We start from the raw sequence: 21,867 nt of genomic DNA, 5'->3' as shown, positions 1-21,867 counted from the left end.
GTTGCGGCAACAAAAAACCGCGCCCTCACGTGGGGGGCGCGGTCCAAATTGTCAGCAGTGCGATTGGGATCAGAGACCCATCGCCGCTTTCACTTGGTCGAGCAGCTGTGAGAGCAATTCAGGGTTGTCTTTTGCCTGCTCGATGCCGGTTTTCAGCGTCGTCTTGGTCACAACGTCAAGGTCCGAGCCGTCGATCATCTCGGTCACCTTGTCGAGGTCAAAGCCGTCCACGCTCAGCAGATCCTGCACGTTTGCGCCATCTGCTGTGGCCGTCTCGGTGCCCGCTGTGGCCGTGTCTGCGGCCTCATCGACGGCCTCTGCAGTTGCCTCAGTTGCGGTCTCGGTGGTGCTGTCCACGGCGTCCGCAGTGGCGTCAGCCGCTTCGGTTGTCGCCTCGGCCGCTTCGGTTGCAGTCTCGGTTGTTGCTTCAGCCGCTTCGGTTGTGGCTTCGGTTGTCGCTTCGGCGGCTTCGGTTGTGGCTTCGGCGGCGTCCGTTGCCGTTTCTGTGGCGGCCTCAGCGGCGTCAGTGGCTGCTTCGGTTGTCGCATCGACCGCGTCGGTGGCCGCCTCTGTTGTGGCCTCTGCGGCGTCTGTTGCGGTGTCGGTGGCCGCATCAACCGCGTCCGAGGCCGCTTCGGTGGCTGCGTCCGCCGTGTCCGAGGCCGTGTCCGTCACCGCCTCAACCGCGTCGCTTGCTGCATCGGCAGCTTCGCTCGCTGTTTCGGTGGCTGATTCTACCAGCGATTGCGCTGAGTCTGTTGCACTGTCCACGGCATCGCCAACGGCGTCTGTGGCTGCTTCGGCAGCGTCTGTTGCGGCCTCTGCGGTCGCTTCGGCAGCGTCTGTGACAGCTTCCACAGCCTCTTCGGCGACGTCGCTTGCGGCCTCGACGGCTTCACTCACAGCGCCTTCGGTGGCTTCAACGGCCTCGCCGGCTGCTTCACTGGCGCTTTCCAGTGCTTCGGGTGCGTTGACGGCATCTGCCGCTTCGGTGATCGCTTCTTGTGGTGTCTGGCCGGAATAGAGCAGATATGCGCCCCCGGCGACGACGACTGCCACGACAATCCAGATGATATTTTTCATATCTTTTCCTCTTTTTGACGGCTGCACACAAAACGCATGCGCCCGGTCCTTGGTTCCGGGGTTTCAGATGCGCGCCGAAAAGGAAAGGTTCAAGGGGGAAAATGTCGGATATCGGCGCAGGATGGCTTATTTCGTGGGTTGAAGATTGGCCGGTGTGCGGCTACCTTCTGGCCTCGAAATTCTGCAATAATCCAAGGACAACTATCATCGCTCGCAGACCACACAACGCGCCGCCGCAACGCGATACCGGCCCCCGCGTCAACGACAAGATCCGCGCCCACGAAATCCGCCTGATTGGCGCAGACGGCGAAAATGCCGGTGTCGTCAGCCCCGAACGGGCCATGGAAATGGCCGAAGAAGCGGGCCTTGATCTGGTCGAAATCTCTCCGAACGCCACACCGCCCGTGTGCAAAATCATGGATTTCGGCAAATTCAAATACGAGACCCAAAAGCGCGAGGCCGAGGCCCGCAAAAAGCAAAAGATTATCGAGATCAAAGAGGTCAAATTCCGCCCGAACACCGACACCAATGACTATGACGTCAAGATGCGCAACGTGTTCAAGTTTCTGGAAAACGGCGACAAGGTAAAGATCACCCTGCGCTTTCGTGGCCGCGAGATGGCGCACCAGAACCTGGGTCGCGAATTACTGGAACGGGTCGCCGAAGACACCAAGGAACATGGCAAGGTCGAGAACTTTCCCAAGATGGAAGGCCGCCAGATGGTCATGCTGATCGGCCCGCTGCCCAACAAGAGCTGACCCTGCGCGACAGATGTTGCAAAAGAGCGCATTTTCATGCGCTCTTTTTTGTTGTGCGGTGGATGTTTAGCGCAGCAGTGGTGTGATGTTGCGCACCACGGCCCGGCGGTTGGCCTGTTCGGCGGCTTGGGTCTGCACTTTCAGCACAGCCTCGCCATAGCCTTGCGTGATCAGGTTTTCAGGCGGGACATCGAAATACTCGGTCAGCGCCAACGCCACCGTTTCCGCGCGCCGATCCGACAGGGACAGATTGTAGGCGTCCTGCCCGACTGCGTCCGTGTGCCCTTCGATCAGGAACACGGCCTCGGGCGTGTCATCGATCACCCCTGTGATTGCGCGCCCCAGCGCCACCAGTTCCTCGGCCTGGCTGGGGTCGATCGCGGCAGAGCCGCTGGCAAAGGTCACCGCATCCAATTCGATCGCGGGTGCCAGTTCACGCACCGACCGCAAGCCACGGATCTGGGCGAGGGAAAAGTTCCGCCCGATATCCGTCCGCGCCCCTTGTTGCAGGGCGATGCGCAGTGCCAGTTCGTCATCGACATTGACCTGTGGCTGCACCGGCGCGGGGTCAGGCAGCACGGCCAGCTCCACGGGATCAAAGCGTTCGGTGTCGTCGATCAGCACCACTTCGGACCCATCCGGGCGCAACACAAGCCGCTGGATCACACGCCCGTCGGGGGCTGCTATGGTCACCACGCGGTTGCCATTGGGCCGCGTGACGATGGTGCGGGTCGAGCCGTCGTTGAACGTCTCGGTGCGCACATCTGCCCCGGGGCGGCGCATCAATTCGTTGTCGTTCTTGAGCACGCGCAGGCCATCGTCGCCCTGCACCACAACCCGGTCGCCGCTGTTGGACACAACCTTGTCCCCGTTCTTGAGGATTGATCCGACAACCACGGCGCCAATCCCGATGAGCAGGGCCTTTTCGAACTTGCTGAGCCCATCATCTTCGGGCGCCGCTTGAGCCGCAGGGGCTGCAAATTCCTCGTCGCTGGCGCGGCTGGTGTCTTCGGTCACCGCCTCGGTTTCGACCTGGGTCGCCTCGGCTTCGGCATTGACGGCTGCGGATTCGGCAGCCTCGGTCTGCTGTTCCTCGGCCCGCGCGGCCTGCAGTTCTTCGTCGACCGGCGCGGCCTCTTCAGGCGCTTCGCTGACCTCCTGGGAGGGTGCGGTTTCGCCTTGTTCGGCCTCTGCGGTCGCGTCCGCATCGGTCTCAGTGGCTGCGGGCTGCTCGGTCTCTGCAGCGGTTTCGGTTTCCTCTGCAACAGGTTGTTCGGTTTCGGCGGTTGTTTCAGCCTCCTCTGCGGCGGGTTGCTCGGTCTCGGCAGTGGCTTCGGTCTCTTCTGCCGCCGGTTGCTCGGTCTCGGCAGTGGCTTCGGCCTCTTCGACAACAGGTTGTTCGGCTTCCGCCTCCGCTTCCTCCGTCGCAACGGTCTCGGCTTCTGCCGCAGCTTCTGCTTCTGCTTGCTCTTCAGCAACGCGCGCAGCTTCCGCCTCGGCCTGCTCGGCAGCAAGGCGTTCCGCTTCTGCGGCTTCCGCCTCGGCCTGTTCTGCGGCCAGACGTTCCGCTTCAGCAGCCTCAGCCTCCGCTTGCTCAGCCGCCAAACGTTCCGCCTCCGCAGCCTCAGCCGCCAAACGTTCCGCCTCTGCGGCCTCCGCCTCCGCCTGCTCGGCGGCCAGACGCTCAGCCTCTGCTGCTTCCGCCTCGGCCTGCTCAGCGGCAAGGCGCGCCGCCTCTTCCGCCGCCGCGGCCTCTGCCTCTTCGGCGGCCAAGCGTTCTGCTTCCGCTGCCGCAGCCGCCTCTTCTTCCAGCTTCTTCTTCAGCAGCGCCTCTTCGGTTTCGGCGCTCACCTCGGCGTCCTCGGCAGCGGCATCTGCCTGCTGGGCAAACCCGCCCTGGGGCAAGGCCAGCGCCGCACTCAGCGCAAGAATAGCTGTGTTGTTCAAAAAGCGGTTCATGATCAGGGTCCTCCAACCGATGATACGGTGAGCCTCAAACGCGCACCGTCCACGATCGTTCCATGTAAGCACACCATGCAGAAAAAAAGCCCCGCTGATCGGCGGGGCTTTTCCGGAATGGACTTGGATCGGCGCTATCCCGCCGCTGTCACCGCGCGCTTGGTCATCACCGCGCACAGATGGGCGCGATAGGCGCCGGTGCCATGCAGGTCCGAGATCATGTCATCCCCGCTCAAGGACAGCCCATCAAGGGCGCTGGCCGAGAAATTGGTGCTCAGCGCCGCTTCGGCCTCGGCCCAGCGGAACACGCCGTCATTGCTGGCACCCGTGATCGCCACGCGCACACCGCCGCCGTATTTGGCCACAAACACCCCGACCAGCGCGAAACGCGAGGCGGGTTGCACGAATTTCTGGTAATTCGCCGCCTCGGGCACAGGAAAGCGGACCTCGGTGATAATCTCACCCTCATCCAGAGCAGTGGTGAACATGCCCTGGAAATAATCGTCCGCCGCAATCTCGCGCGCGTTGGTCTTGATGATGGCGCCAGAGGCGAGTGCCGCCGCCGGGTAACAGGCCGAAGGGTCGTTGTTGGCCAAAGAGCCCCCAATCGTACCGCGATTCCGGACAGCCGGATCACCAATATGGGCGGCGGTGGCGGCAAGTGCGGGGTAGTCGCCCGCCTCAGCGGCCACCGTGGCATGGGTGGTCGCCCCACCAATACAGACCGATCCGTCCTCGCCCTTGCACACACCTTTCATCTCGTCGATGCCCGCAAGGCTGACCAGCTTTTCCGGACTCGCAAGGCGCTGTTTCAGTGTCGGGATCAGCGTCTGACCACCGCCCAGGGGCTGGCTTTCGCTGCTGTCCGACAATTCCTTGACCGCATCCGCGATACGGGCCGGTTTCACGACGTCAAAATTATACATCTTCTCTTCCTTTCCGGCCGATGTGAAGGCTCTGCTTCACTTGGCCAAATAAACTCCGGGGTCCGGGGCAGCGCCCCGGTCCTTTGATCTCAACCTACTGCATGGCCGCCCAGACGCGGTCGGGTGACAGGGGCATGTCCACATGGGTCACGTCCTTGCCCGCCGATTGCAGTGCATCCACAACGGCATTGACCACGGCAGGTGGCGATCCGATGGCACCTGCCTCGCCGCAGCCCTTCACCCCAAGGGGGTTGTGCGTACAGGGCGTGCCGTCCTCATGATCGACCTGGAACATCGGCAGATCATCGGCGCGGGGCATTGCATAGTCCATGTAGGACGCGCTCAGCAGCTGGCCGTCCGCATCATAGGCACAGTTCTCCAGCAGCGCCTGCCCGATGCCCTGGGCGAGGCCACCATGGACCTGACCTGTCACGATCATCGGGTTGATGATGTTGCCAAAGTCATCCGCCGCACAGAACCGCTCGATGCTGACCTTGCCGGTGTCGGGATCCACCTCAACCTCGCAGGCATAGGCGCCCGAAGGGTAGGTAAAGTTGGCCGGATCATAAAACGCGGTCTCTTCCAGCCCCGGCTCGATATCCTCAAGCGGGTAGTTGTGCGGCACGTAGGCGGCCAGCGTCACATCTCCCCAGGCCACGGACTTGTCCGTGCCCGCGACCGAAAACGCGCCGTCCTTCAGCTCGATATCGGCCTCGGAGGCCTCAAGCAGGTGGGACGCGATTTTCTTGGCCTTGGCGATGATCTTTTCGGTGGCCCGCACCATGGCAGAGCCCCCAACCGCGATCGAGCGCGAGCCATAGGTGCCCATGCCCATCGGCACTTTGGACGTATCACCATGCACGATCTCGACCATGTTGGCGTCGATCCCGATCATTTCGGACACGACCTGAGCAAAGGACGTCTCGTGCCCCTGCCCGTGTGAGTGTGAGCCGGTCATGACAACCAGACCGCCGGTCGCATTGACCCGCACAGTAGCGGATTCATAGAGCCCCGCACGTGCGCCCAACTGACCTACAAGGTTGCTTGGCGCGATGCCGCAGGCCTCGATATAGCAGTTCACACCCAGCCCGCGCAGCTTGCCGTTCTTTTCACTTTCGGCACGGCGCGCGGCGAACCCGGCGAAATCGCCCATCGATTCGAGCTTGTCCATCGTGGCGTGGTAATCCCCGGTGTCATATTCGACCGCCACAGGCGTAGCGTAGGGGAATTCCGTGATGAAATTCTGGCGGCGCAGCGCGATGGGATCGACCCCCAACTCGCGCGCGGCCTTGTCCACGACCCGCTCCAACTGGAACGTTGCCTCGGGCCGGCCTGCCCCGCGATAGGCATCGACCGGCACGGTGTTGGTGAACACCGCCTTCACGTTCACATAGATCAGCGGCGTCTTGTAATTGCCGGCCATCAGCGTGCCGTGCAGCCAAGTGGGCACGGACGGCGCAAAGGTCGACAGATACGCGCCCATATTGGCGTAGGTGTCGGTGCGCAGCGCGGTAAAGTTGTTGTCTGCATCCAGTGCCAGTTCGATCTTGGTCACGTGATCGCGGCCATGGGCGTCCGACATGAACGCCTCGGTCCGGGACGAGGTCCACTTGACGGGCCGGTTGCAGGCCTTGGCGGCAAAGGTGCAAAACGCCTCTTCCTGATAGTGGAAGATCTTGGTGCCGAAGCCGCCGCCCACGTCCGGGGCCACAACCCGCAGCTTGTGCTCCGGAATGCCAAGGACAAAGGCGCCCATCAGCAGGCGGATCACATGTGGGTTTTGCGAAGTGGTATAAAGCGTGTGCTCATCCGTGCCACGGGCGTATTCACCCACAGCCACGCGGGGTTCCATCGGGTTGGCGACAAGGCGGTTGTTGACGAGTTCGAGCGTGGTGACATGCGCGGCCTCTTCAAAGGCCTTGTTCACCGCGTCCTTGTTTTCTTCAACAAAGCCCCAGTCATAGCACAGGTTTGAGGTCAGATCGTCATGGACCTTGGGCGCGCCGTCCTTCACGGCATCTTTCATGTCGATGACGGCGGGCAGTTCAGCGATATCGACCACAATGGCCTCGGCCGCATCACGGGCCTGTTCCAGCGTGTCGGCCACCACGGCAGCAATCGGCTCACCCACATGGCGGACCTTTTGGTGGGCCAGAATCGGGTGACGGGGTTCCTGCATGACCTCGCCGTGCCGGTCGGTGACCTGCCAGCCGCAGGGCATACCGCCCACGGCCTCGAAATCCGCGCCGGTAAAGATGCGCACGACGCCGTCCATGGCCTCGGCCGCAGAGGTGTCCACGCTGTTCAGCGTCCCGTGGGCCACGTCCGAGCGCAGAAAGAACACATGCGCCTGCCCGTGAATGTTGATGTCATCCGTATAGTTGCCGACCCCTGTCAGAAACCGTACGTCCTCGCGCCGTTTTGTGCTGGCGCCGATGCCTCCGTCTTTTGGCATGTCATTCCTCCCTGATATGGTGGCGGATTGAAATCCGCCTTACGGCCTTTTGTGTAAGGCGGATGTCAATCCGCCCGACCCGGCCTCTTATTCTGCGGCAATCGCCCCGACATCCTGACCGGATGCGGCCATGATCGCCTTGACGATGTTGTGATAGCCCGTGCAGCGGCAGATATTGCCCTCAAGATAGTCACGCACCTCGGCCTCGGATGGCTTTGGATTGTCCTTGAGAAGGGCCGCTGCCGACATCACCATGCCGGGCGTACAAAACCCGCATTGCAGCCCGTGATGGTCCTGAAAGGCCTGCTGGATCACATTCAGCGTTCCGTCCGCATTGGCCTGACCTTCGATCGTGGCGACATCGGCCCCGTCGGCTTCGGCGGCCAGCATGGTGCAGGATTTCACCGCCACACCGTCCACATGTACGACGCATGCCCCGCACTGCGACGTGTCGCACCCGACATGGGTTCCGGTCAATTTAAGCTGATCACGCAGAAAAGAGGACAACAGCGTGCGCCCCTCCACTTCGCCAGACGCAGCTTTTCCGTTCACGGTCATCGAGACCTGTGCCATGGCAACCTCCCTTTTGGCATTCTTGTTTGGCGCGAGTTAAGCACGTGGACCGGGCGTTGAGAACCGAAATTTTCGACCCCGCGGTCAAATCGCAAGATCGTGCAAGGTGTTATGGTGCGTCTTAGGTGGCACGTGGCCGGGGCCGGGTCGGGATTTCCTTGAGCAATCCGCCCACCCCCATGGCCGAAATATCGTCCTGTCCCAGCGGCACACCGCAGATCAGCCGTTCAAGCACCCAATCCGCCCCGTTGAGCGCAGGTGAGCGCGCACAGCCCGGCAGGCCGATGACCGGCTTGTCCCCGAGATGGCCGAAAAACAGCAAATTACCCGGATCGACAGGCATGCCAAAGGCGGTGACCTGCCCGCCTGCGGCCCGCAACCCTTCGGGTGCCACATCATGCGAATCCGAAGTGGCCGAAGCGGTCAGAATAAGGATGACCTCGCCCGGCGCCTGCGCAATCGCGGCACTGAGGGCCGCGATATCGTGCCTCACGACCACGCGGTCCGACAGCATCATGCCAAAGCGGTGCAGCCGCCCGAATGTCGCCTCGCGCCCCTTTTTCGAAGGGGTTTCGCGGCTGACCTGCGTTTCGATCAGCGTGGCGGAGGCATAGACTGGCGGGCGGACTTTCAGCGCTTGCGCTGCGCGCGCGCAGGCCTCCGTCAAGACCACCTGTGACACGCCATAAGAGATGATCTTGATCGTCGCGATCATCCCATCCGCATCCGTCCGGTGCCAGCCGGGCACCGTGGCCAGAGTGATCATCGGATCAACCGCGTTGAGGGCGGCAACGGCGGCAGCGTCCACCTCGACCACGCCTGCGCAGGTGGCATGCAGGTTCACACGGCCCGCCCCGGCCCCTGAGATGCGGATGTTCTGCGCCTCTGCATCCGTGACAATTGCCGCCGCCAGCGCCGCTGCTGCCGCGTTTTCCTCGACATCGCCTGCCTCAAGGCGGGCCACCGTCAGCTCGGTTGGCGCATCCCAGGCCACGATGTCCTCGATCATCTCCTGGCTCAGCACTGTTCCTTTGGCGATGCGGTAAGGCAGCTGGTTTTCGTGCGGACGCGCGGCGGCCTGCATCGAATGGGCCAGCACCGCGCCCACCGCCTCTTGCACCGGCACAGGGCCAAAGATCATTGCGGCCTCCGCAAGGCCTGCACCATTTGGGCCAGGATCGACACGGCGATCTCAGGCGGGCTGGCGGCCCCGATGTCCAACCCCACAGGTCCGCGAATGCGCGCGATCTGTTCGGGGGTGAACCCCGCCTCTTCCAACCGCGCGACCCGTTTGGCATGAGTGCGGGGCGAGCCAAGCGCGCCAATATAGAACGCCTCGGAATTCAGCGCGATATGCAGGGCCGGATCGTCCAGTTTCGGGTCATGGGTCAGCAGCACAAGGGCCGTGCGCGCATCAAGGCCAACCTCGGCCAGCGCCTCGTCAGGCCAGTCATCCAATAGGGTCTCGCCCGGAAAGCGCGCCTCGGATCCAAACGCGCCACGCGGGTCGATGATGATCGGATCATAGCCCGCAATCCGCGCCATAGGCACAAGAGCCTGCGCGATATGCACGGCCCCCACGATGGCCAGCCGCAAGGGCGGGTTGTGGACGGCGACAAAGGTGCGCCCGTCCTCCTCAACCCCGGTGCGGTCGCTGGCAAAGCGGGCAGCGTGGCCGATCCGGTCCAGCCGTCGCTCCCAGCTTTGCAGATCGACCACGTAAGCGGCGCGTTGGCGTGCTGCGCGGGCGGCGACCAATTCTTCGAGCAGATCAACCGGCATGGCCGTGCCCACGGGTTCCACGAGCACCTTGATCGTTCCGCCACAGGCGAGCCCGACGGCAAAGGCGTCGCCGTCGCTGACCCCGTATTCCAGCAAGCGGGGCGCGCCATCCTCCAGCGCCTCCATCGCTTCGACCACCACCGCGCCCTCGACACAGCCGCCTGACACCGAGCCCATCATGTCGCCATTGCCCGACACGACCATTTGCGCGCCCGCACGGCGCGGCGCGCTGCCCCATGTCTGAACCACCGTGGCGATGGCCGCGCCCTGCCCGGCGGTGTGCCATTCCAATGCCTGTTCCGGTGCCGTTTCCACAGACGTCATGTGCGTGCCTTTCACTTTGCTGGTTCGGAGCCACCTTCGCTTGCCCACGTCCGGGCAGAACAACACATGGCGGCCAAGAAAAATCGACGAGGGCCCCCGGCAGGGGGATACGGCTATTTTACTTGGGGGCCATGGGGTGGTTTGTCAGTCACGTGGTCAATCTAGGGTGGGTCTGAACCTGCTGGTTTGGTGAGCCTGAAACGTAATCCCAGGACAAAGCAAGGCACAACCCCAGCCTGCGCACAGTCAAGTTGCATCTGCAAACGCTTGCACCCCTGCCCCTGCCGCCCTAAATCTGGATCAACTGACCAGTGAAAGAGACGCCCATGCCGATGCAAGCCCAGGAAATCGAGGATTTGATCCGCGAAAGCTTTCCCAGCGCGCAGATCACGATCACCGACCTTGCAGGGGACGGGAACCACTATTCCGCCGAAGTCATCGACGCCTCGTTCGCGGGCATGAACCGGGTGCAACAGCACCGGGCAGTCACCAAGGCGCTCAAGGGCAAGATGGATGGCAGTCACGGCGAGTTGCACGCGCTGGCCCTGACCACGAAAGCGCCCTGATGAGCCTCCTGTCCCTCCTCTCTGCCCCCTTCCGGCGCGGCCCGCGCCGACCGCTGGCCGCGCGCCAACCGGGACGGGACGAGATGGGACAGATCCGCGATGTGCCCCTGGGCATGGAGGCCACCGACCTTGATCTGGTCGATCAGGTCAACCGCCGCAACGACGCGCTGGAACGCACCAGCACCGTGGCCGGCCAGAAACGTCAGACCGGCAGCTTTGCCGCCGCCGCCAGCACCCGGGTCGCACCAATGCCCGAAGATGAAACCTATGCCGCGCGCTATCACCGCGCCTATATCGAGAAAGACAACTGACATGAGCGACGCCAACGCACGCATTGCCGAGACCATCAAAGCCAATGACGTGGTGCTTTTCATGAAAGGCACCAAATCCATGCCCCAATGTGGCTTTTCCAGCCGCGTGGCCGGTGTGCTGAACTATATGGGCGTCGAATTCGAGGACGTGAATGTGCTGGCGGATGAAGACATCCGGTCCGGGATCAAGGAATTCTCGGACTGGCCCACCATCCCCCAGCTTTACGTCAAGGGCGAGTTCGTGGGCGGCTGTGACATCATCACCGAGATGACCCTGTCGGGCGAGTTGGACACGCTCTTTGCCGAAAATGGTGTGACGTTCGACAAGGACGCCGCCGACAAGATCCGCGAAGCCAACGGCTGAGGCCGGGCACAATCAATCATGTCGCAAGGCGCGCTTTGGCGCGCCTTTCCTTTGGATCAGCGCGTAGTCACGAGCGGCGGATGACCATGCCGTGCTTGTCGCTGTCATCAAAGCCGACCTTGCGATAAAACCCCTGCGCGCCGCGCGCCTGCCCGGTTAGCAGCATGACCTTGTAGGCATCTGCGGCCCAGGCGATATCGATCAGCCACGTCAACACGTCCCGTCCAACCCCCTGCCCCTGAAACCTGCGGGCGGTGACCACGTTTTCGATCAGGCCATAGGGTTGCCCGCCATATGTCATGTTTGGCATGAGGTGCAGCGTGGCCATGCCCGCAAGGGATGGTCCGATGAACGCACCGCACACGGTAGTTCCGGGATGGGACAGCACTTTTGAAAACTGTTCCGGCTGCGCCACCCGACCGCTGCGCGTCAGTTCGAGATAAAGCGCGCAGGCGGCGTCGGCATCGCCCACACCAAGCGGGCGCAGGTCCATCTCAGGCCGTCTTTTCCTCGACATCCGCGGCCAATGCTTCGGCGCGCGCAGCAAGTTCAGCGAGCGTTTCGGTGACGGACTGAGGCACAACGGGCACTTCGATCCGCTCAGGTTCGGGCGCGCCCATGGTACGCAGCCCTTCCAGCTCGGCGTCACGCTCGGCCAATGCCGCCTCGACTTCGCGCATGCGGTCCTCGACGCTGGCGGTCTTGTCGGCCAGCAGCAGACCCGCCATCAGCAGCATCCGCGCTTCGGGCATGCGGCCAGTCTGATCAGCCAGCACTTGGGCTTCGTCATCCAGCATCTTGGCGGCGGCATGCAGATAGCTTTCCTCGCCGTCCTGACAGGCCACGGCAAAGTCGCGCCCGCCGATGGAAATGGTCACCTCAGGCATCCTCGTTCTCCTCGCCCTGCACGTCGATCTGGTCCAGCAAGGGCGCCAGCGCCCCGATGATGCTGGAGGCTTCGGCCACGTCTGCCGCGCGGGCCGCGCGCAGGCCCTCAAGCTCGGCCAGCATCGCCTTGTTGATCAGATGAGGCTCGCCCACCCCTTCTTCGTTGGCGTTGCGCAGGGCTGCATTGGACTGGCGCAACTGGTCATTGGCCTTGCGCAAGCGCTGCAATTCAAGGTCCATCGCCGCCACACGGGTCTGTACGGCCTCCGAGGCCGCCTTGGCCTCGGCCAAAGCCGCATCCTGGCGGTCAGCCATTTTGCGCACGCGTTCCTGCAACTGCGCATTGGCGATCTTTTCGTCGTCAAGTTCGGCCTGCAATGCCGTGGTGTCTGCCCCTTGGGCGCTACCAAGGCTGCCCATGCCCGCGGCAATCCGGTCCATGGCTGCGGTCAGCCGCTGCTGTAATGCGTCAATCTCGCTCATCGCGATGCCTGTCTCCCTTTCGTCCCGGATTTGCGGGTCCGGGCGTCTGCCTTGTCCCGGCGCGGGCGAATCGCTGCACCATCCGGTTGAAGACCAGTTTATCCAATGCTTTTTGGAAATGCGCCCCCCCTTTGTGATCAACCACTTGCAGGTCGGCATTGATGTGTCACATGCACCGGGCCCCCGGATCGCCCACCCCACAAGGTGTCAGAGCGCCTTGATCTTTGCCTCTTGCCTGATATGCAGCGCAAAACCTCATGATCCAAAGGATATCGCACTCGTGGACCTGACTGCCCTTCGCACCGCTCATCCCGACCATTGGTCCAAGGCCACCGCCATCCGTGCCCTCACGCTTGATGCGGTTGCTGCGGCGAATTCCGGCCACTCCGGCATGCCCATGGGGATGGCCGATGTCGCCACAGTGCTGTTCGAAAAGCACCTCAAGTTCGATGCTTCTGCCCCGAACTGGCCGGACCGCGACCGGTTCATCCTGTCTGCGGGTCATGGATCGATGCTGCTTTATTCGCTGCTGCACCTGACGGGCTATGCCGACATGACCCTCGAGCAGGTCAAGAATTTCCGCCAATGGGGTGCGATCACGGCAGGTCATCCGGAATACGGCCACGCCGCCGGGATCGAGACCACCACCGGCCCTCTGGGTCAGGGCATCGCCAATTCGGTTGGCTTTGCGATGGCCGAGGAATCCCTGCGCGCCCATTACGGCAAAAAGCTGGTGGATCACTATACATACGTCATCGCAGGCGACGGTTGCCTGATGGAAGGCGTGAGCCAGGAGGCGATCACGCTGGCGGGCCGCTACCGTCTGGGCAAGCTGATCGTGTTCTGGGACAACAACAACATCACCATCGACGGCCCCGTGACCCTTTCGGACACCACCGACCAGCCCCAGCGCTTCAAATCCGCAGGCTGGGCGGTGATCGAGATCGACGGCCACGACCCCGAGGCCATCGATGCCGCCATCACCAAGGCCAAGAAACAGAACAAGCCCACCATGATCGCCTGCAAGACCCACATCGCGCTGGGTCACGCCGCACAAGACACCTCAAAAGGGCACGGCGCACTGACGGATGCCGACCAGATGGCCGCCGCCAAGGCCGCCTATGGCTGGACCACAGGCCCCTTTGATGTGCCCAATGACGTCAAATCCGCATGGGAAGCCATCGGTGCACGCGGCGGCGATGAGCGGTCTGCATGGGAAGAGCGTTTTGCCTCCGTCTCGGGGCGCAAACAGGCTGAATTCAACCGGATCATGGCCCGCGAAGTGCCCAAGAAACTGTCGGCCACCGTCAAGGCGTTCAAGAAACAGATGGCCGAAAGCGCACCCAAGCTGGCGACCCGCGCGGCATCGGAAAAGGCGCTTGAGGTGCTGAACCCGGTGCTGAGCGAGACCATCGGCGGCTCCGCCGACCTCACAGGGTCCAACAACACCAAGACCGCTGATCTGGGCGTGTTCGACGCGGACAGCCGCGATGGGCGCTATGTCTATTGGGGCGTGCGGGAACACGGGATGGCGGCGGCCATGAACGGCATGGTGCTGCATGGCGGCATCCGCGCCTATGGCGGCACATTCATGTGTTTCACTGACTATGCCCGCCCCGCCATGCGTCTGGCGGCCCTGATGAAAATCCCGACCGTGTTCGTGATGACCCACGACTCCATCGGGCTGGGCGAAGACGGCCCGACCCACCAACCGGTCGAACATCTGGCGATCAGCCGGGCCACCCCCAACACCCATGTGTTCCGCCCCGCCGACGCTGTGGAAACCGCCGAAAGCTGGGAACTGGCGCTGTCCTCGACTGCCACGCCCAGCGTGCTGTCCCTGACCCGTCAGGGCCTGCCGACCGTGCGCACCGAGCACAAGCTGAAGAACATGACCGCCCAAGGCGCCTATGTATTGGCTGAGGCGGAAGGCAAACGGCAGGTGATCCTGATCGCGAGCGGGTCAGAAGTGTCCGTCGCCATGGATGCCCGCGCGGCTTTGCAAGGCGCCGGGATCGGCTGCCGCGTGGTATCGATGCCCTGCATGGAACTGTTCGCCGCCCAGGACGAAGCCTATCGCCGTAAGGTCCTGCCCGCAGGCCCTGTCCGCATCGGGATCGAGGCGGCGGTGCGGCAAGGCTGGGATCAATGGTTGCTGGGCGAGCGTGGTTCGGCGAAGAAGGCGGATTTTGTCGGCATGGACGACTTTGGCGCCTCTGCCCCTGCCGGCGTGCTGTTCGAGAAATACGGGATCACGGCCGCGAACGTGGTCGAAAAGGCCAAAGCGCTGATCTGACGATTGGTAACAACGGTGATTGAGAACAGACCCCTGCACCTTGCGGGGGTCTTTTTTGATTTTGGGCATTGGTTCCGTGGGAAATGATCGGTTTATACGCAAATCGACATTGCTGCGCCGACCCCTCACCAGTCCGTGGGATGACGATCACATGCTGGTTTCCGGGGCGCTTAGTGGATCAAGGGTATCACGCCGCCTTGGGCACAACCGCCCGCCAGATCGGCGTGATCACCTTTTCCCCCACGGGGATCAAAAGGAAACCGACGGCAAGGCCCAGCACCCCGTCGATGCCCGCCTTGACCGCCCATTCGATCAGGCCTGACCCGGCGCCGACGGCCTTGCCAATGCCGTAGATGATATCTTCGGGTGCGTGCCAACCCATCTCGGCCAGACCATGAATGATGATTGACCCGCCAACCCACAGCATCGCGGCGGTGCCCACGATGGTCAGCATCTTCATGAAACCGGGCATCACCTTGACGATGCCCCGCCCCAGCGCGCGGGTGGGGGCCAGACGGCCACCCGAGGCCAGCGCAAGACCCACATCATCCGCCTTCACAATCAGCGCGACCGAACCATAGACCGCCACCGTGATCATCACGGCGACAGCCGCCAAAGTCGCGGCCTCGAACCAAAAGTTGCTTTCGGGAATGGCGGCCAGCGAAATGGTCATGATCTCGGCGGACAGGATAAAGTCGGTCTTGATCGCGCCTGCTGCCTTTTGTTCCTCAAGGTGGGCGGGGTCCTGTTCTTCGGTCTCCTTGCCCGCGTAATCCTCGTGGCCATGGCCCCAGCCCAGCACATGGGCGACCTTTTCCGCGCCCTCAAAACACAAATACGCCCCGCCCAGCATGAGCAGCGGCGGAATGGCCCAGGGTGCGAAATTGGCAAGCAACAGGCCCACAGGCAGCAGGAACACCAGCTTGTTCTTGAGCGAGCCCTTGGTGATGCGCCAGATGATCGGCAACTCGCGCTCAGCTGCAAAACCCTGCACATATTTCGGCGTCACGGCGGCGTCGTCGATCACGGCGCCTGCGGCCTTGGCTCCGGCCTTGGCCGCCTGCCCGATCACATCATCGACGCTGGCTGCCGCCACTTTGGCGATTCCCGCAACGTCATCCAACAGCGCAAGCAAACCACTCATCCAGAACCACTCCTGCGTTAAAGTCTTAAGTTAGCGCATAACATGCACCAATCGTTCCGTACACTGTTAGCGCCAACCGCATACCTGTGCATACGTTTATCGCTAACATACTGTTTTGTGACCCTTTTTATCCTTCTCATGGTCACGCATCGCGGCTAACACAAGCGCGGGTGAGATGAAGTAGTGATGCAAGGGACGCAGTAAAATGACGATCAAGGTTGGTATCAACGGATTTGGCCGGATCGGTCGCTGCACCCTGTCCCACATCGCGACATCGCTGCGCAACGACATCGACGTGGTGGCGATCAACGCCACCGGCCCGCTGGAAACCTCGGCGCACCTCATGCGCTATGACAGCATCCACGGACGCTTTCCCGGCACGATCACGGTGTCCAACGATGCCAATTTCGATGGCAACCGCACCGGGCCCGCAATGGACCTCGGGCGTGGTCCGATCCGCATGATGTCGACCTATGACATGAACGAACTCGACTGGAGCGGCGTCGACGTGGTGCTGGAATGCACGGGCAAGTTCAATGACGGCCACAAGGCCAAAGTCCATATGGAGCGTGGTGCCCGCAAGGTTCTGCTGTCGGCCCCCGGCAAGAATGTCGACAAGACGGTGGTGTTTGGTGTGAACCACAACGAGATGGCCGCCAATGACCGGATGATTTCGAACGGGTCATGCACCACAAACTGTCTGGCCCCGCTGGCCAAGGTGCTGGACGACGCCTTCGGGATCGAGAGCGGCATCATGACCACGATCCACAGCTATACCGGCGATCAGCCGACGCTGGACCGCCGCCACGACGACCTGTACCGCGCGCGCGCGGCGGCCATGGCGATGATCCCGACTTCGACCGGGGCGGCCAAGGCGCTGGGTGAGGTGTTGCCCAATCTTGCAGGCAAGCTGGACGGGACCGCGATGCGGGTCCCCACCCCGAATGTCAGCGCGGTTGATCTGACCTTTACCGCGGGGCGCGATGTGAGTGCCGACGAGGTCAACGCCGCTGTCGCCGAGGCCGCCAATGGCGCGATGGGCCGTGTGCTGGCCTATGACGGCGAACAAAAGGTGTCGGTCGATTTCAACCACACCGAACATTCGTCGATCTTTGCGCCGGACCAGACCAAGGTTGTGGGCAAGCGGCTGGTGCGGGTGCTGGCGTGGTATGACAACGAATGGGCGTTTTCGGCCCGGATGGCCGATGTGGCCGTCGCCATGGGACGGCTTGGCTGATCTCTTGCGTGGGCCGCGCGGGGCTGGCACAAGGCACGCAACACGTTCCAACATCCCGGACCCCATGACCAATCGCGGCGCCGTCATCCTTGCCCTGCTGATCCTCGTCGCCATCGGCGTCGATGTCGTGATCTATGGGTCCGAACACCTGGTGTTTCTGGGCAAGAAGTTCACCGACATGCTCGAATGGATGGCATTCTGGCGCTGATGTGACTGCCCTGCCCGGTTGACAATCCGGGGCATTTGCTTTTGTTAGCGGTAACGACGCTTGCCCCCTTGGGCGCGGGCATTTCAGACTGAACCGACACCAATCAGCAGAATGGAAAGACCATGGCCATCAAAGTTGCAATCAATGGATTTGGCCGCATCGGCCGCAATGTGCTGCGTGCGATCGTGGAAAGCGGGCGCACCGATATCGAAGTGGTCGCGATCAATGACCTCGGGCCCGTCGAGACCAACGCACACCTTCTGCAATACGATTCCGTGCACGGACGCTTTCCCGTGCAGGTCAAAACCGGTGCGGACAGCATTGATGTGGGCAATGGCCCGATCAAGGTAAGCGCCGAGCGTAACCCAGCCGACCTGCCGTGGAGCCATGTGGACATCGTGCTGGAATGCACCGGCATCTTCACCTCGAAAGAGGCCTGCCAGGCGCATCTGGAAAACGGATCGAGCCGCGTGCTGATCTCGGCCCCCGGCAAGGACGCCGACAAAACCATCGTTTACGGCGTGAACCACGACCAGTTGTCGGGGGACGACATCGTTGTCTCCAACGCGTCCTGCACCACCAACTGTCTGGCCCCGGTCGCCCATGTGCTGAACAGCGAAATCGGCATCATCAAAGGCTTCATGACCACGATCCACAGCTATACCGGCGACCAGCCCACGCTGGATACGATGCACAAGGACCTCTACCGCGCCCGTGCGGCGGCCCTGTCGATGATCCCGACCTCGACCGGTGCGGCCAAGGCCGTGGGTCTGGTGCTGCCGGAACTGGCGGGCAAGCTGGACGGTGTGGCCATCCGCGTGCCGACGCCCAACGTCTCTGTGGTTGATCTGACCTTTGAGGCGGCGCGGCCCACAAGCATCGAAGAGATCAACGACGCGATCAAATCGGCCGCCAATGCGGGCCCGCTCAAAGGTGTGCTCGGCTTTACCGACGCGCCGCTGGTCAGCTCGGATTTCAACCATGACCCGCACTCTTCCATCTTTGCCACCGATCAGACCAAGGTGATGGAGGGCACGATGTGCCGCATCCTGACCTGGTATGACAACGAATGGGGCTTTTCCAACCGCATGGGCGATACTGCCGTGGCGATGGGGAAATTCCTGTAAATTTCCGACCTGAAACCGGGTTTCAAGTGCGTCTCAGCGAGGCGCCCTTTTTCACGTGTCCCACGCAAGGGACAGTTTCGCGTTCCAACGATTTCAAGGGCTTGCAGAGGCGCGTTAAGCATTTGTTCAGAAATGCCGTCCGGCGCGTCCCGGCGGAACGATGTGTTTTTGGACCAAGTAAGGCCGCATCCTGACCTGGCGCGGGTTCAGACTGCAAAATTCCTTGCGTGAGGATATTTCCAGCGGCGACCGCTTTGGAACGTCGCGCCGCTTTGTCTCGATGCAGTGGTTTTTACTCATATGATCGTCTGGATATGCAAAACGCAGCCACTCATATCCCGGATCGGCGCGGCACCGGACTCAATTCCACTGAGCCGGACGGAACGGACTTTCGCTGCGGCTGCCCTAGTGGCAGGTTCGGTCGGCATGGTTAACTGTGCTCAACAGCTCAGTTCTACCTGCCATGCTGGGAATGGACGCCTCACATTTGGGCGAAGATTGCTCAACTCGAATGGCTTAAGGTCTCCGAGAAAGGCCCATTCCCCGGGCACTATGTTTGCCGAGCAACCCGTAACTTGCTGCGCTGCCCTTTCCACGTCACTTCCGGTATAGCTTCCCCTCTGAGTTGGGATGCCAACGAGCGCGGATTGACCATCGCCTTCCACTAGAACTCGAAAGGAAAGCCCGTCCACATCAGATATTTGTGGGGTGGCTCGGCTTGTAGTCGTAGCCTCAGCAACCGGCGCAGCACTCGTTTTTTCTGGGGCCGCCGTATCATCGCATGATGCTAATAATAAAAGCGGGAGGGCGACCAAAAACAGTCTTTTCATATAAGTTCCTAAAGTCTCAGTTCAAAAAGTCGCGGTCCACGTCTCATGTGAACCCATCGTGGCGCAATCAAACTATAGCCACAGCGCGCGACTTAGGAAGCGTTCCTTGAGACAATTCGACTTAGTAATCTAGGAAAGTGGACATTCGCTCACACCGCAGCATCAAGAAGTTTGGGCTCAAAGCCGCCCTTTGCCAAAACCTGCAAGAAGATCGGCTAGGCCGGTACTTCTGAATTGAAACCGATTCCGTGGCACTTTTCTCCGGGCGGATGACCAAGTCGCGCGTGATGTGCAGCACCAAATCCTTTGCTGCACACTTGCGTAATGTGCAGCAAACTATTATTTGATGCACATGAGCATCCAATCCCATTCCCGCGCCGCACAAGTCGCCTATCAGGATCTGCTGCGCCTGCATCAGGACGAACGTGCCTCGGCGCTGATCGGCAGCCTTGAGGCGCGCAAGCGAAATGGGCGCACCTATCTCTATGACAAATTCCGCCTCGGCACCGAAATGAAAAGCCGGTATCTGGGCGAAGACACCCCCGAGTTGCGCGACCGCCTTGACCGGGCCGCCGACCTCAAGGCCGACAGCGAGGCGCGGCGCAAGACCATGGGCCGCCTCGCCCGCACCCTGCGCGCCGAAGGGTTCATCGCTGTCGACCGCGACACCGGATCCATGCTGTCCGCCTTTGCGCGCGCGGGCATGTTCCGGCTGGGCGGCACCATGATCGGCACCGCGGCTTACGCCCTTTATCAGGGCGAATTGGGGGTGCGGTTTGACGCGGACGAACTGGCCCGGACCGAGGATATCGACTTTGCCAGTTTCGAACGGCTCGCCGTCGCGCTGGATGACCGGATCGAGGAAGACCCAAATGACATCCTCAGCGCGCTGAAATTCGACCCCGTGCCGGGGGTGTTTGACCGTCAGGTCTGGAAATGGCGGCAAAGTTCCGGCGCCGGCATGGTCGAATTCCTGACACCCGCATTTGGCGATGAAACCGTCAAACCACTGCCCAGCCTTGGGGTCAGCGCGCAGGGGCTCAACTATCTCAACTACCTGATTTCCGAGCCTATTCATGCGGTTGTGCTCTATCGTTCGGGCATATTGGTGCAGGTGCCGCGCCCCGAGAAATACGCCGTTCACAAGCTGATTGTTGCGGATCGGCGGCGCGAGGGGCCCAACCAGGCCAAGGCGCGCAAGGACCGCGCGCAGGCCGCCTTTTTGATCAAAGTGCTGGCCGAGGACCGCCCCGACGATCTGGCCGAAGCCTACGAGACCGCCCGCGCGCAAGGGCCGCGCTGGCGCCATCGGATCGACGCCAGCCTCGCCCGGATGCCCGACACGGCGGCACAGCTGGAAACGCTTGGTTAGGCCTGTTTGGCAAAGCGCTGGCGCATCGCATCATTGACCAGCGGAGTCACGAATTTGCTGACATCGCCGCCAAGACGGGCGATTTCCTTGACCAGTTTGGAGGCTATCGCCTGATGTTCGGCCTCGGCCATCAGAAACACCGTCTCGATGCTGTCATCCAGCTTGCGGTTCATGCCAACCATCTGGAATTCATACTCGAAATCGGCCACGGCCCGCAGGCCGCGCACGATGATCTGGGCACCCACATCGCGGGCACAGTCGATCAGCAGGTTGTCAAAGGGATGGGCGACGATTTCGGTGCCGGTCTGGTCGCTCAGCTTGGCGCATTCGGCCTCGATCATGGCCACGCGCTCTTCCAGCGAAAACAGCGGCCCCTTGTCGCGGTTGATGGCGACACCGATCACCAGACGGTCCACCATGGGGCTTGCGCGTCGGATGATATCCATATGTCCCAGCGTGATGGGGTCGAACGTGCCGGGATAGAGGCCGATGCGCATGGGGCGCTCCTGCGGAAGAGGTATTGCGCTTGAACCCTACAAAGCGGGCCGTGAATTGCAAGCCGGTGAATGACGGTGCCGGAACACGGGCCCGTCAGTGGCCCATGATCATGCCTTCCAGCGCGTTTTTCTCCATGGCCAGTTCGGTCAGCCGCGCCTTGACCACATCGCCAAGGGTGATCAGGCCGACCAGTTGGTTGCCCTCAAGCACCGGCATGTGACGGAAGCGCCCATCGGTCATCATCTGCAGCACCGCGTCGGCCTTGTCCTCGCGGGTGCAGGTCACAAGCTTGGCCGTCATGTACTGTTCCACCGGGTCCTGCAGGATCGCCCCGCCCCGCTGCGCCAGCACACGCACGACGTCGCGTTCGGACAGGATGCCGTCCGCCGTGTGCCCGTCGCCCGAGACGACAACCGTCCCGATCTTGCGCTCCGCCAGGATCTTGACCGCCTCACTGACCTTGGTGCCGGGAGATACCGTGACAACCGCATCATCTGATTTGGATTTGAGAATTTGGTGCACAAGCATGCGGGCCTCCCTGGATTGTGAAGATCGTTTATGCAGCGTCAGGTCGCGAAGGGCACTCTGTCAAGCCATCAGGGCGTTTTGGGGCAACAATCTGTGATTGAATTCCGAGCAGGAATGGGGTTGTGGTTGGGGGGGGTGCATATATTTCTGACCTT

General features: G+C 62.0%; 22 protein-coding genes. 9 read left to right on the top strand and 13 right to left on the bottom strand.

Annotated elements, in window-relative coordinates:
• Positions 1-69: 69 nt before the first annotated feature.
• Positions 70-1,083, bottom strand: coding sequence for a translation initiation factor 3 (locus Q1A89_RS16950; RefSeq protein WP_299731014.1), 1,014 nt, complete (start codon positions 1,081-1,083; stop codon positions 70-72).
• Between the two features lie 206 nt (positions 1,084-1,289).
• Between Q1A89_RS16950 and infC the strand changes: the two genes are divergently transcribed.
• Positions 1,290-1,841 (top strand): translation initiation factor IF-3, encoded by a 552-nt coding sequence (gene infC, locus Q1A89_RS16945; RefSeq protein WP_366524510.1) that lies wholly within the window; start codon positions 1,290-1,292, stop codon positions 1,839-1,841.
• Positions 1,842-1,907: 66 nt separating this feature from the next.
• On the opposite strand, the gene Q1A89_RS16940 is transcribed toward infC, so the two are convergent.
• From Q1A89_RS16940 to Q1A89_RS16915, 6 genes are all read right to left on the bottom strand, one after another.
• Positions 1,908-3,800 (bottom strand): OmpA family protein, encoded by a 1,893-nt coding sequence (locus Q1A89_RS16940; protein ID WP_299731010.1) that lies wholly within the window; start codon positions 3,798-3,800, stop codon positions 1,908-1,910.
• A gap of 134 nt (positions 3,801-3,934) precedes the next feature.
• Positions 3,935-4,726, bottom strand: a complete 792-nt coding sequence (locus Q1A89_RS16935; RefSeq protein WP_299731007.1) for a xanthine dehydrogenase family protein subunit M — start codon at positions 4,724-4,726, stop codon at positions 3,935-3,937.
• A 94-nt stretch (positions 4,727-4,820) separates the two neighbouring features.
• The gene (locus Q1A89_RS16930) at positions 4,821-7,181 is read right to left on the bottom strand and encodes a xanthine dehydrogenase family protein molybdopterin-binding subunit (RefSeq protein ID WP_299731004.1); all 2,361 of its coding nucleotides are present in this window, start codon (positions 7,179-7,181) and stop codon (positions 4,821-4,823) included.
• Between the two features lie 87 nt (positions 7,182-7,268).
• Positions 7,269-7,754: a (2Fe-2S)-binding protein gene (locus Q1A89_RS16925; RefSeq protein ID WP_299731001.1), complete on the bottom strand. Its 486-nt coding sequence runs from the start codon at positions 7,752-7,754 to the stop codon at positions 7,269-7,271.
• Between the two features lie 121 nt (positions 7,755-7,875).
• On the bottom strand, positions 7,876-8,895 hold the full coding sequence (locus tag Q1A89_RS16920; protein ID WP_299730998.1) for a molybdopterin biosynthesis protein: 1,020 nt from the start codon (positions 8,893-8,895) through the stop codon (positions 7,876-7,878).
• Entirely contained in the window at positions 8,892-9,860 is a 969-nt protein-coding gene (locus Q1A89_RS16915) for an XdhC family protein (RefSeq protein WP_299730995.1), read from the bottom strand. Before Q1A89_RS16915 ends, Q1A89_RS16920 begins: the two co-directional genes overlap by 4 nt.
• Before the next feature lie 326 nt (positions 9,861-10,186).
• Between Q1A89_RS16915 and Q1A89_RS16910 the strand changes: the two genes are divergently transcribed.
• The 3 genes from Q1A89_RS16910 to grxD are packed head-to-tail and all read left to right on the top strand — an operon-like array spanning position 10,187 to position 11,101.
• The gene (locus Q1A89_RS16910) at positions 10,187-10,426 is read left to right on the top strand and encodes a BolA/IbaG family iron-sulfur metabolism protein (RefSeq protein WP_299730992.1); all 240 of its coding nucleotides are present in this window, start codon (positions 10,187-10,189) and stop codon (positions 10,424-10,426) included.
• Complete coding sequence (locus Q1A89_RS16905) at positions 10,426-10,737, top strand: hypothetical protein (protein ID WP_299730990.1); 312 nt, start codon at positions 10,426-10,428, stop codon at positions 10,735-10,737. The genes Q1A89_RS16910 and Q1A89_RS16905 overlap by 1 nt, the downstream gene beginning before the upstream one ends.
• A 1-nt stretch (position 10,738) precedes the next feature.
• Positions 10,739-11,101: a Grx4 family monothiol glutaredoxin gene (gene grxD / locus Q1A89_RS16900; protein ID WP_299730988.1), complete on the top strand. Its 363-nt coding sequence runs from the start codon at positions 10,739-10,741 to the stop codon at positions 11,099-11,101.
• A gap of 67 nt (positions 11,102-11,168) precedes the next feature.
• Here the strand turns inward: grxD and Q1A89_RS16895 are convergent, their stop codons facing one another.
• From Q1A89_RS16895 to Q1A89_RS16885, 3 genes are read right to left on the bottom strand one after another with little or no spacing between them, the layout of a single operon-like run.
• Complete coding sequence (locus Q1A89_RS16895; protein WP_299730986.1) at positions 11,169-11,594, bottom strand: GNAT family N-acetyltransferase; 426 nt, start codon at positions 11,592-11,594, stop codon at positions 11,169-11,171.
• A 1-nt stretch (position 11,595) separates the two neighbouring features.
• Positions 11,596-11,988 carry a cell division protein ZapA gene (locus Q1A89_RS16890; RefSeq protein ID WP_299730984.1) on the bottom strand — a complete coding sequence of 131 codons (393 nt, stop codon included), beginning with the start codon at positions 11,986-11,988 and terminating at the stop codon, positions 11,596-11,598.
• Positions 11,981-12,472, bottom strand: coding sequence for a hypothetical protein (locus Q1A89_RS16885; RefSeq protein ID WP_299730981.1), 492 nt, complete (start codon positions 12,470-12,472; stop codon positions 11,981-11,983). Before Q1A89_RS16885 ends, Q1A89_RS16890 begins: the two co-directional genes overlap by 8 nt.
• Before the next feature lie 280 nt (positions 12,473-12,752).
• On the opposite strand from Q1A89_RS16885, the gene tkt reads away from it, so the two are divergent.
• Entirely contained in the window at positions 12,753-14,768 is a 2,016-nt protein-coding gene (tkt, locus tag Q1A89_RS16880) for a transketolase (protein ID WP_299730978.1), read from the top strand.
• Between the two features lie 187 nt (positions 14,769-14,955).
• Here tkt and Q1A89_RS16875 read toward each other — a convergent pair whose 3' ends face one another.
• Positions 14,956-15,912 carry a DUF808 domain-containing protein gene (locus tag Q1A89_RS16875; protein WP_299730976.1) on the bottom strand — a complete coding sequence of 319 codons (957 nt, stop codon included), beginning with the start codon at positions 15,910-15,912 and terminating at the stop codon, positions 14,956-14,958.
• Between the two features lie 205 nt (positions 15,913-16,117).
• Between Q1A89_RS16875 and gap (Q1A89_RS16870) the strand changes: the two genes are divergently transcribed.
• The 4 genes from gap (Q1A89_RS16870) to Q1A89_RS16855 all read left to right on the top strand — a co-directional run bounded on the left by gap (Q1A89_RS16870) (position 16,118) and on the right by Q1A89_RS16855 (position 20,686).
• On the top strand, positions 16,118-17,149 hold the full coding sequence (gene gap / locus Q1A89_RS16870; RefSeq protein WP_299730973.1) for a type I glyceraldehyde-3-phosphate dehydrogenase: 1,032 nt from the start codon (positions 16,118-16,120) through the stop codon (positions 17,147-17,149).
• Positions 17,150-17,213: 64 nt separating this feature from the next.
• The gene (locus Q1A89_RS16865; RefSeq protein ID WP_299730971.1) at positions 17,214-17,357 is read left to right on the top strand and encodes a hypothetical protein; all 144 of its coding nucleotides are present in this window, start codon (positions 17,214-17,216) and stop codon (positions 17,355-17,357) included.
• A gap of 122 nt (positions 17,358-17,479) precedes the next feature.
• Positions 17,480-18,484 carry a type I glyceraldehyde-3-phosphate dehydrogenase gene (gap, locus tag Q1A89_RS16860; RefSeq protein WP_299730968.1) on the top strand — a complete coding sequence of 335 codons (1,005 nt, stop codon included), beginning with the start codon at positions 17,480-17,482 and terminating at the stop codon, positions 18,482-18,484.
• 1,182 nt (positions 18,485-19,666) lie between these two features.
• Positions 19,667-20,686 carry a GSU2403 family nucleotidyltransferase fold protein gene (locus Q1A89_RS16855; RefSeq protein WP_299730965.1) on the top strand — a complete coding sequence of 340 codons (1,020 nt, stop codon included), beginning with the start codon at positions 19,667-19,669 and terminating at the stop codon, positions 20,684-20,686.
• Here Q1A89_RS16855 and coaD read toward each other — a convergent pair.
• A complete protein-coding gene (gene coaD, locus Q1A89_RS16850; protein ID WP_299730963.1) occupies positions 20,683-21,183 on the bottom strand; it encodes a pantetheine-phosphate adenylyltransferase in 501 nt (166 codons plus the stop codon). The two genes, Q1A89_RS16855 and coaD, sit on opposite strands and share 4 nt — an antisense overlap.
• Positions 21,184-21,277: 94 nt before the next feature.
• A complete protein-coding gene (locus Q1A89_RS16845; RefSeq protein ID WP_299730961.1) occupies positions 21,278-21,712 on the bottom strand; it encodes a CBS domain-containing protein in 435 nt (144 codons plus the stop codon).
• Between the last annotated feature and the right edge of the window lie 155 nt (positions 21,713-21,867).

Origin of the sequence: uncultured Tateyamaria sp. (assembly GCF_947503045.1) — a bacterium.
Classification (GTDB): Bacteria; Pseudomonadota; Alphaproteobacteria; order Rhodobacterales; family Rhodobacteraceae; genus Tateyamaria.
This window is presented reverse-complemented; position numbering and strand designations above follow the sequence as displayed.

What these genes read in the sequence shown, in the direction of transcription:
- Q1A89_RS16925 (WP_299731001.1), bottom strand. Translation starts at nt 7,754, where the DNA reads ATGGCACAGGTCTCGATGACCGTGAACGGAAAAGCTGCGTCTGGCGAA.
- Q1A89_RS16895 (WP_299730986.1), bottom strand. Translation starts at nt 11,594, where the DNA reads ATGGACCTGCGCCCGCTTGGTGTGGGCGATGCCGACGCCGCCTGCGCG.
- grxD (WP_299730988.1), top strand. Translation starts at nt 10,739, where the DNA reads ATGAGCGACGCCAACGCACGCATTGCCGAGACCATCAAAGCCAATGAC.
- Q1A89_RS16910 (WP_299730992.1), top strand. Translation starts at nt 10,187, where the DNA reads ATGCCGATGCAAGCCCAGGAAATCGAGGATTTGATCCGCGAAAGCTTT.
- Q1A89_RS16930 (WP_299731004.1), bottom strand. Translation starts at nt 7,181, where the DNA reads ATGCCAAAAGACGGAGGCATCGGCGCCAGCACAAAACGGCGCGAGGAC.
- Q1A89_RS16885 (WP_299730981.1), bottom strand. Translation starts at nt 12,472, where the DNA reads ATGAGCGAGATTGACGCATTACAGCAGCGGCTGACCGCAGCCATGGAC.
- Q1A89_RS16935 (WP_299731007.1), bottom strand. Translation starts at nt 4,726, where the DNA reads ATGTATAATTTTGACGTCGTGAAACCGGCCCGTATCGCGGATGCGGTC.
- Q1A89_RS16845 (WP_299730961.1), bottom strand. Translation starts at nt 21,712, where the DNA reads ATGCTTGTGCACCAAATTCTCAAATCCAAATCAGATGATGCGGTTGTC.
- Q1A89_RS16855 (WP_299730965.1), top strand. Translation starts at nt 19,667, where the DNA reads ATGAGCATCCAATCCCATTCCCGCGCCGCACAAGTCGCCTATCAGGAT.
- Q1A89_RS16950 (WP_299731014.1), bottom strand. Translation starts at nt 1,083, where the DNA reads ATGAAAAATATCATCTGGATTGTCGTGGCAGTCGTCGTCGCCGGGGGC.
- gap (WP_299730968.1), top strand. Translation starts at nt 17,480, where the DNA reads ATGGCCATCAAAGTTGCAATCAATGGATTTGGCCGCATCGGCCGCAAT.
- coaD (WP_299730963.1), bottom strand. Translation starts at nt 21,183, where the DNA reads ATGCGCATCGGCCTCTATCCCGGCACGTTCGACCCCATCACGCTGGGA.
- Q1A89_RS16865 (WP_299730971.1), top strand. Translation starts at nt 17,214, where the DNA reads ATGACCAATCGCGGCGCCGTCATCCTTGCCCTGCTGATCCTCGTCGCC.
- Q1A89_RS16920 (WP_299730998.1), bottom strand. Translation starts at nt 8,895, where the DNA reads ATGATCTTTGGCCCTGTGCCGGTGCAAGAGGCGGTGGGCGCGGTGCTG.
- gap (WP_299730973.1), top strand. Translation starts at nt 16,118, where the DNA reads ATGACGATCAAGGTTGGTATCAACGGATTTGGCCGGATCGGTCGCTGC.
- Q1A89_RS16875 (WP_299730976.1), bottom strand. Translation starts at nt 15,912, where the DNA reads ATGAGTGGTTTGCTTGCGCTGTTGGATGACGTTGCGGGAATCGCCAAA.
- Q1A89_RS16905 (WP_299730990.1), top strand. Translation starts at nt 10,426, where the DNA reads ATGAGCCTCCTGTCCCTCCTCTCTGCCCCCTTCCGGCGCGGCCCGCGC.
- Q1A89_RS16915 (WP_299730995.1), bottom strand. Translation starts at nt 9,860, where the DNA reads ATGACGTCTGTGGAAACGGCACCGGAACAGGCATTGGAATGGCACACC.
- Q1A89_RS16940 (WP_299731010.1), bottom strand. Translation starts at nt 3,800, where the DNA reads ATGAACCGCTTTTTGAACAACACAGCTATTCTTGCGCTGAGTGCGGCG.
- Q1A89_RS16890 (WP_299730984.1), bottom strand. Translation starts at nt 11,988, where the DNA reads ATGCCTGAGGTGACCATTTCCATCGGCGGGCGCGACTTTGCCGTGGCC.